Origin of the sequence: Streptomyces sp. NPDC002795, from assembly GCF_042888725.1 — a bacterium.
Taxonomy (GTDB): Bacteria; Actinomycetota; Actinomycetes; order Streptomycetales; family Streptomycetaceae; genus Streptomyces.
In genome coordinates this window covers 40,470-53,181 of record NZ_JBIAQB010000005.1, presented here as the reverse complement: position 1 = coordinate 53,181, position 12,712 = coordinate 40,470, and the positions used below count along the sequence as shown (strand labels likewise).

Annotated in this window: 15 protein-coding genes; 8 read left to right on the top strand and 7 right to left on the bottom strand. The window is 70.9% G+C overall.

The window, feature by feature from the left end; translation table 11 throughout:
- Positions 1–91: 91 nt before the first annotated feature.
- Positions 92–910, top strand: a complete 819-nt coding sequence (locus ACFYWS_RS16240) for a phytanoyl-CoA dioxygenase family protein (protein WP_389275894.1) — start codon at positions 92–94, stop codon at positions 908–910.
- A 5-nt stretch (positions 911–915) separates the two neighbouring features.
- On the opposite strand, the gene ACFYWS_RS16235 is transcribed toward ACFYWS_RS16240, so the two are convergent.
- Both ACFYWS_RS16235 and ACFYWS_RS16230 read right to left on the bottom strand, forming a co-directional pair.
- The gene (locus ACFYWS_RS16235) at positions 916–1,239 is read right to left on the bottom strand and encodes a hypothetical protein (RefSeq protein ID WP_389275891.1); all 324 of its coding nucleotides are present in this window, start codon (positions 1,237–1,239) and stop codon (positions 916–918) included.
- Between the two features lie 170 nt (positions 1,240–1,409).
- A complete protein-coding gene (locus tag ACFYWS_RS16230) occupies positions 1,410–1,487 on the bottom strand; it encodes a 50S ribosomal protein bL37 (RefSeq protein WP_370443954.1) in 78 nt (25 codons plus the stop codon).
- Positions 1,488–1,681: 194 nt separating this feature from the next.
- Between ACFYWS_RS16230 and ACFYWS_RS16225 the strand changes: the two genes are divergently transcribed.
- Both ACFYWS_RS16225 and ACFYWS_RS16220 read left to right on the top strand, forming a co-directional pair.
- A complete protein-coding gene (locus tag ACFYWS_RS16225; protein ID WP_389275888.1) occupies positions 1,682–2,527 on the top strand; it encodes a PP2C family protein-serine/threonine phosphatase in 846 nt (281 codons plus the stop codon).
- A 102-nt stretch (positions 2,528–2,629) separates the two neighbouring features.
- Positions 2,630–3,616, top strand: a complete 987-nt coding sequence (locus tag ACFYWS_RS16220; RefSeq protein ID WP_389275885.1) for an MASE1 domain-containing protein — start codon at positions 2,630–2,632, stop codon at positions 3,614–3,616.
- A 6-nt stretch (positions 3,617–3,622) separates the two neighbouring features.
- Here ACFYWS_RS16220 and ACFYWS_RS16215 read toward each other — a convergent pair whose 3' ends face one another.
- The 4 genes from ACFYWS_RS16215 to ACFYWS_RS16200 all read right to left on the bottom strand — a co-directional run bounded on the left by ACFYWS_RS16215 (position 3,623) and on the right by ACFYWS_RS16200 (position 6,610).
- Positions 3,623–4,381, bottom strand: coding sequence for a class I SAM-dependent methyltransferase (locus tag ACFYWS_RS16215; RefSeq protein ID WP_389275882.1), 759 nt, complete (start codon positions 4,379–4,381; stop codon positions 3,623–3,625).
- A gap of 139 nt (positions 4,382–4,520) precedes the next feature.
- A complete protein-coding gene (locus ACFYWS_RS16210) occupies positions 4,521–4,973 on the bottom strand; it encodes a Fur family transcriptional regulator (protein WP_389275879.1) in 453 nt (150 codons plus the stop codon).
- A complete protein-coding gene (locus tag ACFYWS_RS16205; RefSeq protein WP_326021401.1) occupies positions 4,973–5,179 on the bottom strand; it encodes a DUF2180 family protein in 207 nt (68 codons plus the stop codon). Before ACFYWS_RS16205 ends, ACFYWS_RS16210 begins: the two co-directional genes overlap by 1 nt.
- A gap of 108 nt (positions 5,180–5,287) precedes the next feature.
- A complete protein-coding gene (locus ACFYWS_RS16200) occupies positions 5,288–6,610 on the bottom strand; it encodes a family 43 glycosylhydrolase (RefSeq protein ID WP_389275875.1) in 1,323 nt (440 codons plus the stop codon).
- A 301-nt stretch (positions 6,611–6,911) separates the two neighbouring features.
- Here ACFYWS_RS16200 and ACFYWS_RS16195 point away from each other — a divergent pair, with 301 nt between their 5' ends.
- Genes ACFYWS_RS16195 through ACFYWS_RS16175 form a run of 5 tightly spaced genes read left to right on the top strand, consistent with a single transcriptional unit; the run spans position 6,912 to position 11,677 of the window.
- The gene (locus tag ACFYWS_RS16195) at positions 6,912–8,159 is read left to right on the top strand and encodes an ROK family protein (RefSeq protein ID WP_389277340.1); all 1,248 of its coding nucleotides are present in this window, start codon (positions 6,912–6,914) and stop codon (positions 8,157–8,159) included.
- Between the two features lie 19 nt (positions 8,160–8,178).
- Positions 8,179–8,991: an ABC transporter permease gene (locus ACFYWS_RS16190; RefSeq protein ID WP_389275872.1), complete on the top strand. Its 813-nt coding sequence runs from the start codon at positions 8,179–8,181 to the stop codon at positions 8,989–8,991.
- Positions 8,992–9,020: 29 nt separating this feature from the next.
- Positions 9,021–9,803, top strand: coding sequence for an ABC transporter ATP-binding protein (locus ACFYWS_RS16185; protein WP_389277337.1), 783 nt, complete (start codon positions 9,021–9,023; stop codon positions 9,801–9,803).
- A gap of 60 nt (positions 9,804–9,863) precedes the next feature.
- The gene (locus tag ACFYWS_RS16180; RefSeq protein WP_389275869.1) at positions 9,864–10,850 is read left to right on the top strand and encodes an aliphatic sulfonate ABC transporter substrate-binding protein; all 987 of its coding nucleotides are present in this window, start codon (positions 9,864–9,866) and stop codon (positions 10,848–10,850) included.
- Positions 10,851–10,864: 14 nt separating this feature from the next.
- Positions 10,865–11,677 (top strand): MOSC domain-containing protein, encoded by an 813-nt coding sequence (locus ACFYWS_RS16175; RefSeq protein ID WP_389275866.1) that lies wholly within the window; start codon positions 10,865–10,867, stop codon positions 11,675–11,677.
- Positions 11,678–11,693: 16 nt separating this feature from the next.
- Here ACFYWS_RS16175 and ACFYWS_RS16170 read toward each other — a convergent pair whose 3' ends face one another.
- On the bottom strand, positions 11,694–12,671 hold the full coding sequence (locus ACFYWS_RS16170; RefSeq protein ID WP_389275864.1) for a LacI family DNA-binding transcriptional regulator: 978 nt from the start codon (positions 12,669–12,671) through the stop codon (positions 11,694–11,696).
- Positions 12,672–12,712: the final 41 nt, after the last annotated feature.

Here is a 12,712-nt window from a genome sequence, read left to right as displayed (position 1 = left end):
GTCCGCTTCCGCGCGGACCACGAGTGCGCAGCAGTCCAGCACACGGTCCGCGCGCGCTCAAGAGATGCCCGAAGGACGAGAGGAACACCCCGTGCAGACACGCGAGTTCGACGCCCCCGACTCCGTCGCCTTCCAGGAACAGTTCCGCACCCGTGGCTACGCGATCGCCCCCGCGCTCTTCGACGCCGCCGAAACACGCGAACTCACCGACGAGTTCACGCGCATACAGGCCACCGGCCCCGTGCCCGGCCACTTCGAGCCCAAGCCGCAGCCGACGGACGGTGCTTTCGACCCCCTCCTGGCCCACCCGCGCGTGATGCAGCCGCACCGCTTCAACGACCTGGCGCGCCGCCGACTCCTCGACCCGCGCCTCGCGGGCATCCTGACGGGCCTCTTCGGCGAGGAACCGCTGGCCGCGCAGAGCATGTTCTACTTCAAGCCGCCCGGCGCCCGCGGCCAGGCCCTGCACCAGGACAACTTCTACCTACGGGTCGAACCCGGGACCTGCATCGCCGCCTGGGTCGCCCTCGACCACATCGACCGCGACAACGGCGGCCTCGAAGTGGTCCCCGGCACCCACCTGATGGACCTGTTCTGCCCGGAGGAGGCGGACGCGAGTGTCTCCTTCGCGCGCGAGTACGTGCCGCCGCCCCCGGGCCTCGTCCCCGAGCCCGTCGACATGGAACCCGGCGACGTCCTCTTCTTCAACGGCACCCTGGTCCACGGCTCAGGACCCAACCGCACGGCGGACCGCTTCCGACGCTCGTTCATCTGCCACTACGTCGGCCGGTCCACCGAGCGCATCGCCGGCTACTACGGCCTGCGGACGATGGACGGGCAGGAGGTGGAGGCGCAGGAGAGCATCGGCGGCGGCCCGTGCGGAACGGAGTTCGCCCCGGCCCCGCACTGACGCCCTCACACCGTCTCGGGCCCCGGCCTTCCGTTGATCTTGTCGATGGCCTGGCGGGCCTGCTCGCCCGGGGCGTGCCCGTTCGGGGCCGACACCGCAAGCGCCGCGGCGCCGGTCTGGGGCGGCTTCGCGTGGGAGGCGGGCGGACGGGAGCGCAGCCGGTGGCTCACCGCCTCGTCCAGCGTCACGGCCCGCTGCGCCCGCGCGGCGAGCCTGCTCGCCTCCTGTCCGATCGCGGCGACGTCCTCCCACGTCAACCGCAACACCACGGCGACCTCCGCCTCACCGTCCGGCAGCGCGTGCAACGGCCGTTGGCCCGATTCCGACATCTCTACGTTCCTCCTCCACGCCTCACAGCGCGTAGCGAGCGGTGCGTCACACAGAGATACGCGCGCCCCAGCGGGCCCGTTCAGCGCCACGCAGGCGGACATCCCGCCCTAGACACGAAAGCGGGGCGGCAGATCGCTCTGCCGCCCCGCTCTCTCGCTGCCGTCAGTCCTCAGGACTGCGGACGGCTGCCGTGGTTGGCGCCGTTCTTGCGGCGGGCCTTCTTCTTACGGCGTCGCTTCGAGGACATCGATACCTCCCAGGGTGTGGTGTTTCTTGTCGTTCGCCCTGGATCTGTCCAGGCAACGTGCGTGCTCATACCCGTGATCATGCGTGCGTAATGTGTGTTCTGGATCACATGGATTTCGGTGGCGTGGCCGTTGACATGCGACCGGGTCGGTCCACGGGCACAGTGGGGGAAAGTCTCCTGGAACGGGGCGAACGATGTTCCGCAGCGAGTCCCTCGAGGACGGTCAGGAACTGCTGACCAAGCTCGGTGCCCTCACCGCCCGCGCGCGGGAGCTCGCGCAGCTGCAGCGCTCACGGGTCGAACTGGCGGTGGCGCTGCAGCGCGGCATGCTGCCCCGCGACCTGCCCCACCCCGAAGGCGTCCGCCTCGCCGTGGGCTACATGCCCGCCAACCACGGGCTCAACGTCGGCGGCGACTGGTACGACGCCTTCACCATGGCCGACGGCCGCATCGGCCTGTCCATCGGCGACGTCCAGGGGCACAACATCCAGGCGGCCGCGTACATGGGGCAGGTCCGTGTCGTGCTGCGCGCGCTGGCCTCCGTCACCGGCGACCCGGGGGAGTTGCTCGGCCGCACCAACGACCTCCTGGTCTCCCTGGACACGGACCTCTTCGCCACGTGCACCTTCCTGCGGCTCGACCCGGCCAGCGGCACCCTGGAGTGCGCGCGGGCCGGTCACATCCCGCACATCTGGGCCACCGCCGACGGCCGGTCCGGCATCGACGAAGAGGAGGGCGGGCCCCCGCTCGGCGTCCTGGAGGGTGCCACCTTCCCCGTCGCCTGCCACCAGCTGACCACGGGGGGCGTCTTCGTCCTGCCCACCGACGGCGTGGTCGAGGGCCCTTCCCTCGACCTCGACGCCGGACTCGGCAAGGTGCGCAGGCTCGCCGAGATCACCGCCGCCGCAGGTCTCGGCGTCGACGCACTCGCCGGGGGCGTGATGAAGCTGGCCGATTCGGTGGGCCACGAGGACGACGCCGCCGTCCTCGTCGTCGGCCACGACGTCGGCACCGCGGGGCGGCGCCCGCCGACCGCCTGAGAGGTGCGCGCACGTACACGAGCGGGCGGTTTCGCGTGGCCGAGGAGGCCCGGCCGGTGTCTGATGGCTGCTGTGGTGATTTCTCGGCGGTTCCGGCCGGCCATGGAAATGGCCCTGAAGGCACTTGCCGTGGCTGCCTGCTATTACGCGGCAGGGCGCCTCGGCCTGCAGGGCCGGGTCGGCGTCGAGGGCGTGGTGGTCACCCCCATCTGGCCGCCGACCGGCGTCGCCGTCGCCTCCCTGCTGGTGTTCGGTGTGGGGGTCTGGCCCGGCATCGCCCTCGGCTCCTTCCTCGTGATCACCTCCCTCACCACCCCCGACCTCATCACGATCGTCACCGTGGCGGGCAACACCGCGGGACCGCTCTGCGCCCTTCTGCTGCTTCGAGGCGTTGGATTCCGACCCGATGTGTCACGGCTGCGCGACGGGACCAGCCTGGTCTTCCTCGGCGGGCTCGGCGCCATGCTGATCAGCGCGACGGCCGGCGTCGCGCCACAGGTGTGGACGGGATCGCTGGCCCCCGGGGACTTCCTGCCCGTGTGGCTGGCCTGGTGGGTGGGCGACGCCATGGGTGTGCTGCTCGTGACCCCGATGCTGCTCGTCATGGCCCGGGGCACACTCCTGCCCCGTCGACCCACCGTGGGGCGCATACCCGTGCGGCGCTGGGTGGAGGCGGTGTGCCTGGGGATCGCGACCCTGCTGCTCGTACCGTTCGCCGTGTTCAGCTCGCCGAGCATGCTCTTCCTGATCTTTCCGCTGCTGATCTGGGCTGCCCTGCGCTTCGAGCTGGCCGGAAGCATGCTCTGTGCGCTGTTCGCGTCCGCGCTCACCACGTTCGCGGCCCACCAGGACCGGGGCTCGTTCATCGGTCTGTCCAACATCGAGGTCATGACCAAGCTCCAGGCCTTCAACGGAGCCGCCGCGCTGACGGCGCTCCTGCTGTCCGCGCTCGTCACGGAACAACGCGCCACCCGGCACTCGGTACAGCACGCCTGCAACGAACTCGCCGAACTGCTGGAACACCTCGCCGCGGGCGAGGACCCGACGGAGTCCTCCGGCCGACGCCCGCCAGAGGCCCCCGACGGATGAGCCGGGTCAGGGGCGCCGGGCGGTGAGCAGCTCGAAGGGCGGATTGGCCTCGTGGTCGTCCCAGAACCCGGCGGGGAACGCCGCGCGGCCCTCGGCCGAGACGGCCAGCGGGGACCAGGCGACGTCGGTGAAACCGGCCCGGGTCAGGGCCTCGGCGTAGACCTCGCGGCGCGGGAGACTGGCGACGAAGGAGACGGGCTCGGGATCCAGGAACGCGGTGACGCGCACCCGCGGACCCACCTCGACCCGGCTGCCCTCAAGCTCACAGTGGAAGCCGTACGGGCGCGGGCTCGGGCCGTCGAAGTCGTAGTCGGGGCTCTGGTTGAGGGCGTAGAAGGTGCCGCCGGGGCGGACGGCGGCGTGGATGGTGCGGCACATGGCCGTCATCGCCTCGACCGTCTCGGAGTAATTGATCAGGTTGACCGCGGTGGCGATGTCATAGCGGCGCCCACCGAGCGCGTCAGTGGTGGCGATGTCACCGACGGCGTACCGCACGCCGAGCGGGTCGCTGCTCTCGATGCGGCGGGCGACGTCGACCATCTCGCCGGAGACGTCGACGCCGCACACATCCGTGGCGCCTCGCCGCTTGAACAGGCGGCTGTAGAAGCCGGTGCCGCACGCGAGGTCGACGACGGACCGGCCGGTCACCTCGCCGACCAGCCCCAGAAAGCTGGGCACCTCCACATAGCGGGCCAGATGGAGGGCCTTGAAGCCCTCGAACGCCTCGCCGATCCGGTCGTACTGCTGCTCCGCGCTCGTGCTCACGCTGCCTCCCCGTACGGGCTCGGTGATGTCTGCGAGCAGTCTTCTCGCGGCACACCACCGGGACCGACTGGCAGGAGCCACAAAAATCGCGGTGCACGCTCGGGCGCGCGCACAAGGCCCGCGCGCCGGATCCCGGGAGTCAGGCGGGCCGCTCCGACGCCCGGCGGCAGTCCGCGCACCGACCCCACCAGGTCACTTCGGCCTCGTCCACGGTGAAGCCGCTGTCCTCGACCGGGTCGAGGCAGGGGGCCGCGCCGACGGCGCAGTCCACGTCCTCGATCCGGCCGCAGGAGCGGCAGACCAGATGATGGTGGTTGTCTCCCACGCGCAGTTCGAACCGGGTGGGGGAGCCCGCAGGCTCGATGCGGCGCACGAGGTGGACCCGGGTGAGGTCCTCCAGGACGTTGTAGAGCCCCTGGTGCGACAGGCCCGCGGAGGATGATCCCCCGGGCCCGGACAGTCCGATGCGCTCCTCCAGGTCGGCGGCGGACGCGTGCGGCAGGACCCGGAGCGCGGCCAGCACGGCGCGCCGCTGCGCCGTGCTGCGCAGGCCCCTGCCCCTGAGGAGCTCGCCCGCGTCCTGGCCGGTCATTACGCGGCCTCGGCGGCCAGGCAGGTGCGGCAGACGACGCGCCGCCCGGCGAGGCGGCTCGTCGAGCGGCTCATGCCGTTGGCCCGCTGTACGTGTGTGGCGAGCACGCGCGCGTGGTCGTGGCAGGTGGCCAGGCCGCAGCGGGTGCAGATGCCGATGCCGGTCGAGTCGGGACGGTTTTCCTGGATGCAGTCGTAGCAAGCCATGTGGGGCCTCCGTGAGGATTTGTTACCGCAGGCGGCAGGCGTCACTGGCTGCGCTGATATGTACCTCGGTTTCTTTTATGGTACGTCCCAGTTTGGATCGAGTCCAATCTAGGTCCGCTTCACGTACAGACGGTTGCCCCGCGGCCCGGTCCACTCCAGGCGTACGACCCCGGCCACCGCGGCGTCCCCGGAACGGGACGGGTCGGCCCAGTAGCCGAAGGCGGGATTGCGGAAGAACGTCGCCCACAGACCGCCGCGGTGATCCTCGAAGAAGTTGTTGTGCCCGGCGCCGACGCCCGCGGTCCAGCGCTTGGAGTACGGGCCTTCCAGGCGGTCGGCGACGGCGACCACCGCGTCGTACTGGTACTGCGTGCGGCCGGCACCCGGCGGATCGTAGGCGTGGCGCGTGCTGCCGTCGGCGCCCGTGGAGGCGCGGTCCCACGCCGCGTGCACCAGGAAATACTTGCCGCCGTACTTGAAGACGTACGCGCCCTCCAGGTACGGCTCCGGCGCATACGGGGTCTGTCGGAACGCCGGGAGGTTCGTCGTCGGGACGATGTCCTCCATGTCGTCGCGGAACTTCGCGTAGACGTGGTTGTGCAGCACCAGCCAGGCGTCCGGGCCCTCGCTGTAGAACCCGCCGTCGATGTGGTGGTACGCGCCGGGCTCGATGAAGGCGGGCCCGCCGGGCACCGGGTCGCCGAACGGCTTGTCGAGATTGCCGTCCACGAGCCGGTACGGACCCGCGACCCCGCCCTCGCTGACGAGCATGAAGGAGCCGACCTTCTTGGAGTGGTCGCCCATGCACGCGACGAGGTACCACTTGCCGCGGAAGCGGTGCAGCTCGGGCGCCCACGCGTTGGCCCGCTTCCCGAACCGCTCGTCGTGCCAGTACTCCTGCCACGGCGCGACCACCGTGCGCCCCGGCCGGTTCTCGTCCACGAACTCCGGCGACCACACCTTGCCGCGCTCGGCGCCGGGGCGGATGCCGGTGGTGTCGGCGAGGCGCCACGGGCCGTGCAGCGACGGAGCGGTCCACACGAAGATGCCGTCGTTCCACGGCCCGGCCGCCGAGAGCCCCGGCACCCGGGTGGTGCCGGTGGCCACGTAGAGGGGACGGCCGTCGACGACGAAGCAGTTGACGTACGTGTCGCGCATCCAGACGCGCCCCAACTCCTCGTCACGCGGCCGCAGTTCGAGCGGCAGGATGAAGGAGTTGTCCTCGCGCGGCCACAGATCCTCGCGGGTGTCCGCGAGCCCGTACGGTTCGAGAGCGGGCCAGTTGGGCGGATACGGCCGTCCCGCCGCGGGCCCGGCGGGCCGCGCGAGCGCGGAGCCCGCGGGGAGTGCCACCGCCCCCATGGTTCCGGCGATGCCGGCCAGCACTCCGCGGCGGCCGATGTGCGCTGCGTTGGTCTCTTCCCGGGTCATCAGGCGTGGCTCCTCGGCTGGTCGGTCAGGGGTGTGCGCAGCATGCTTCAGCGTGGCCACGATTTAAGTCAAGAGCGCCTACATAAATGAGCGCGAGAGGTGCGGCCAGACGGCGACGAGGGTGCTGGTCAGCGGCGAATGTTGCAGTCGTGTGGCGTACCCCGAACGTGATGCGGCCCGGTCGCCCGCGGCGAGCTCCCACGTCATCGCAGGTCAAGTCCGGTGCGGGGGAGTGGTGTTGCGAAAGAGGGCGTCGCGAGTATTTCGGTCCGACTCATTGACGAAAATCGTCGGCCCTCACATGCTGTGCGGCATGCACGAACACGACGGCCCGCTGACGCGGCTCCGGCGCGGCCACGAGCAGTCCGTCCTCGAACTGCTGCGCAAACAAGGCCCCCTGAGCCGCGCGGAGTTGGGTATCCGCAGCGGACTCTCCCGCACCACGCTCCACGACATCGTCGCCGGCCTGCTGGGCAGTGGCGCCGTCGTCGCGAGCACTCCGCAGGTCGAGACGCGCAAGCGCGGCCGCCCGGTGGAGAAACTCAGCCTCAACCCGGCCGCGGGCGAAGCGGTCGGCATCGACTTCGCACGCCGCGCCGTGCACGTCGCGGCCGTCAACTTCGCCCACGAAGTGGTGGGTTCGGCGAGCGAGCCCCACGCCCCGGACCTCTCCTGGCCCGACCGCGTCGCACTCGCGGAACGGCTCCTCGACGCCCTGGCCATCGGCCCGCCCGTTGCCGATGCGGGCGCGGACGGTGGTCAGGGCCGGCCCTACGGCGTGCACCTCGACGCGCTCACCGCCATCGGGGTCGGCGTCGTCGGACCGATCGCCGACCCCGGCAGCGAACACGCCCACGCCCAGGGCATCGACGGCCTGCCCGACCTGCTGCGCAAACGGTTCGGTGTGCCCGTGCTGCTGGACAACAACACCCGGCTCGCCGCCCTCGCCGAAGCGGTCTGGGGCGCGGCGGCCGACAGCAGCGACGTGCTCTACCTGCGCCTGTCGCACGGCGTCGGCGGCGGCCTCGTCGCGGGCGGGGCGCTGCACCGCGGCCGGTACGGGCTGTCCGGCGAGTTCGGACACATCACCGTGGACCCGGTGGGCCGCACCTGCGAGTGCGGCGGCACCGGCTGCCTGGAGACCCGCGCCTCGCTCGACGCCGTGCTGTCCCGCTACCGCGAATCCGGCGGCCGGGCCCAGGACCTCGCCGCCTTCCTCGAAGCCGTCACCGCCGCCGAACCGACCGCGCTTCAGGTGCTCGAACGCGTCGGCAGCGACGTCGGCGGTGTACTCGCCGCGGTCTGTCATGTCGTCGGCGCGGGCGTCATCGTCGTCGGCGGCGAACTCGCCGAAGCGGGACCCGCCCTCCTCGACCCCGTCGAACGCGCCCTGCGCAGGCACTTGATGCCGATGGCCCACCACCACGTGGACCTGCGCCGCGCCACGCTCGGCGAGGCCGGCAGCGCGCTCGGCGGCATCGCCCTCGTCCTCCACGAATCCCCCCTGCTCACCCAGTACCCGCAGCCCGTCTCCGAGGAGCACGCGTGAAGCCATCAGCGAGGAATCCATGGCTGTGATCACCCCCGCTCAGAAGACCACCACGGACACCCCGCGGCAGCCACCGCGTCGCGGCCGCGGTCGGCCCCTGATCCTCAACGTTGTGGCCGTGGCGGCCGGAATGGCCATATGGGCCGCCGTCGCCGCCCTGGGCTGGGTCGAGAGCCTGCCCACACCGGCGGCCGTGGCCGAGAAGGCCGGCACGATGATCTCCGACGGCACCCTGGCCGACGACATCCTCGCCAGCCTGCGCCGGGTCCTGTTCGGCTACGCCCTCGGCGTGCTCGCGGCGGTGCCCGTCGGCTTCCTCATGGGCTGGTACCCCACGGTGCGCGCCCTGGTCGAGCCGTACATCCAGTTCTTCCGCACCATCCCACCGCTCGCGCTGATTCCGCTGGCCGTGGTGCTCCTCGGCATCGGCGAGGTGCCGAAGATCGCCGTGATCTTCCTCGCGTCGTTCATGGCCTGCGTCGTCTCCTCCTTCCAGGGGGTCGTCGACGTCGACAAGACACTGATCAACGCGGCCCGGGTGCTCGGCGCATCGGACCGCACCATCTTCGCCAAGGTGGTCGTCCCCGCCTCCACCCCGTTCATCCTCGTCGGCATGCGCATCGGTCTCGGCGCGTCCTGGGCGACCGTGGTCGCCGCCGAACTCATCGGAGCGCAGGAGGGGTTGGGCTACCGGATGCAGAAGGCGTCCACGTGGTTCGAAATGGACACGATCTTCGTGTCCCTGATCTCCATCGGTGTGCTCGGACTCGTCATGGACCGGCTCCTGCTGCTGGCCGAACGGCGGCTCACCGGCTGGCAGGAGCGTCGATGAACGACAAGACAGCGCACGACGGCGGGACGATGACCGACAGCAAGATCAGTTTTCGGGATGTGGTGAAGACCTTCCCGCTCAAGGGAGCCACCTTCACCGCACTGGACGGGATCAGTCTGGACATCGCCGACCAGGAGTTCGTCACGGTCGTCGGCCCCTCGGGCTGCGGCAAGTCCACCCTGATGAGCATGGCCGCCGGACTCCAGGAACCGGACTCGGGTGCCGTCCTGGTCGACGGCACACCCGTCTGCGGACCGGGACCCGACCGGGGCGTGATCTTCCAGCAGTACGCGCTGTTCCCGTGGCTGACGGTCCTCCAGAACGTGGAGTTCGGCCTCAAGTTGGCCTCCGTACCCACCGCGGAGCGCCGCCGCCGCGCGGCCGCCGCCATCGCGCTCGTGGGCCTCGACGAGTTCGCCGACGCCCTGCCCAAGACACTGTCCGGCGGCATGAAGCAGCGCTGCGCCATCGCCCGCGCCTACGCGGTCGACCCGCAAGTCCTGCTGATGGACGAGCCGTTCGGCGCGCTCGACGCCCTGACCCGGGTGCAGTTGCAGGACCAGCTCCTCGCGACCTGGAGCCAGGAGAAGCGCACGGTCCTGTTCATCACCCACGACGTGGACGAGGCGGTCTATCTCGCCAGCCGCGTCGTCGTGATGGCCGCGAGGCCCGGCCGCGTCCACCGCGTCGTCGAGGTCGACCTGCCCTACCCGCGCACCGAACAGATCCGGTTCTCACCCGAGTTCCGGCGCATCCGCAACGAGGTGTGGACCTCGGTCTACCACCAGGACGCACCGCCCAACGCCGCCTGACACACCATCACCCGCCTCGCCCCCCATCACCCCGCGCTCCACCCCGAGAGGACATCCAGCATGCCCAGAAGCAGGATCAGGCGCACCACTGTCATGGCATTGCCCGCCGCCCTGATGCTCTCGCTCTCCGTCACCGCCTGCTCCGGCAGCGGCTCGGGCGACGACAACACGGTCCGCTTCGGCTACATCGCCGACTACAACGGCGCCAGCCTGCTGGCGATCGCCGAGAAGCAGGGCCTGTGGAAGAAGGCGGACCTCACCGCGAAGGTGAAGCCGTTCAACAACGGACCCGTACAGATCCAGGCGCTCAGCGCCGACAGCCTCGACTACGGCTACATCGGCCCCGGCGCCATGTGGCTGCCCGCCTCCGGCAAGGCCAAGGTCATCGCCGTCGACACCCTCACGTACGCCGACCGTGTCATCGGGCAGCCCGGCATGAAGTCCATGAAGGACCTCAAGGGCAAGCGGGTCGGTGTGCCCGAGGGCACCTCAGGGGACATGATCCTCAACATCGCCCTGGCGAAGGCCGGGATGACGACCAAGGACATCACCAAGGTCAACATGGACCCGTCCACCATCGTCTCCGCCTTCTCCTCCGGAAAGATCGACGGCGCCGGCTTCTTCTACCCCGCCATCGACACCATCAGGAAGAAGGTCCCGGGCCTGCACGAGATAGCGAGCACCAAGGACACCAAGGACTCCTTCCCCACCGCGTTCGTCGCCGGCAACAAGGTGCCCGAGGCCAAGAACAAGAAGGTCATCAAGGTGCTCCAGCAGGCCAACGACTGGCGCCAGGAACACCCCGACGAGACCATCGCCCTCACCGCCAAGATGCTCCAGGTCACCGAGGCGCAGGCCAAGGCCGACGCCTCCCACGTCGAGACCCTCTCCACCAAGGACCTCGTCGCCAAGACCAAGAGCGGTGAGGTGGACACATGGCTGAAGGAGCTCGGCGACTTCTTCGTCCGCAACAAGCAACTGGACGACAACACCGACCCGGGGAAGTATTACGTGGCCGATCTGTACTCGCAGGCGTACGCCAAGTAGGGGAGCACCGACGCATGACACCCGTTCCAGCACTCCAGGTCACCTCGCTCACGACCACCGCCATCAAGGGACTTGGTGTCGTGCCGCGCGACGAGGTCGAACTGACGAGAACGGGGGTCGCGGGCGACCGGGCCTTTCTCATGGTGGACGCGGAGGGCAACCTGCTGTCCATGACCCGCACCGGAGCCTGGGCCGGATACACCGCCCACTACGCCGCGGAGTCCGGGACCCTGACCGTGACCTGCCCCGACGGCGCCGCGGTCACCGGCCAGGTGCGCCTCGGTGACGCGCTGGAAGTCGACTTCTTCCGGCACCACACCGTGCCCGGACGCGTGGTCGAGGGGCCGTGGGCCGAACTCTTCTCGGACCGCGTGGGACAGCCGGTGCGGCTGGTGCGCCCCGACGCCGACAACGGCGGCGTCGACCTGCGGCCCGTCACCCTCCTCGGCGACGCCTCCGTCACCGAACTGGCCAGCAGGTCCGGCCTCGACACGGTCGACGCGCGGCGCTTCCGCATGACGCTCGGCTTCTGCGGCGGCGCACCCCACGCCGAGGACACCTGGGACGGTCGGACGGTGCGCGTCGGCGGGGCGGTGCTGCGCGTCGAAGGCCCGGTGAAGCGGTGCGGCGCGGTGAACCGCGACCCGGTCGACGGCTCCGGGGGAGTGCGGGCACTGTCCTTGATCAAGGGCTACCGGGGCCTGGGGCAGAGCACCTTGGGGCGCGGCGTCCTGTTCGGTGTGTACGCGGACGTGCTGACACCGGGCCGGATCAGGGTCGGCGACACACTGGAGCTGGACGCGGTGCCGACGGCGCTGAGCCACTGAGAGCGGGCACCACCCCTCAGGACACCCGAGGCGGCGCGGTCGACGCGCGAAGCACCGGCGCCGCGGGCACCCGGGACGTCACCGTGCGCCGATGCCCGCCGATCAGTTCGTGGAGCCGGGTGACGGCGAGCGTGCCGACCTCCCGCAACGGCACGTCCAGCGCGGTCACCGGCGGAGTCGTCGCACCGAGCGTGCTCAGGTCGTCGGCCGCCGCCAGGCTGATGTCCTCGGGAACACGCCGCCCGGCCGCACCGAGCCCGTGCAGCAGCCCCAGCGCGAGATAACTGTTGTACGCGAGCACGGCCGTGGCGGAGCCGGGCAGGGCGCGCGAGGCCTCGATGCCCGCGTCGAACGTGGGCGGCAGCGGGCCCAGCACATGGAGGCGGGCGCCCGCCTCCGAGGCCTGCGCGGTGAGCGCCGAACGCCGCTGCTCGTCCGCCCAGGAGCCCGCCGGCCCGGACACGTAGGCGATCTCGCGATGGCCCAGCTCCAGCAGATGGCCGAGGAGTTCGGCCAGGCCCGCCGCGGTGTCGGCCACGACGGCGGGCAGCCGCCCCACCTGGCGGTCGACGAGCACCAGCGGCCGGCGGCGGAAGCGCTCGCGCAGCGCCGCGTCCGTGCCCACCGGAGTCACCATGATCAGCCCGTCGGCCTGCTCGGACAGCCGGTCGGCGAGCGCCGCCTCGCGCTCCGCGTCGTACTCGGACACGGCGATGAGCAGATGGCTCTCGGTGTCCTCCGCCGCCTGCTGCGCACCGATGACCAGGGGAGCGAAGAAGGGGTTCGAGAGCGTCGGCACGATCAGGCCGACCAGTCCCGTGCGGCCGGTGGTCAGGGCGCGGGCCGCGGCGTTGAGCTGGAAGCCGAGCCGGTTCGCCGCCTCCCGGACCCGCAGCCGGGTGCCCTCCGCGACCATGTCGGGGCGGTGCAACGCCCGCGAGGCGGTGGCCTTCGACACCCCCGCCGCGTGCGCCACGTCCATGAGCGTCGCCACTGCTGCCCCCTGTGTTCACTTTCCCTATATCCCGTGTCATG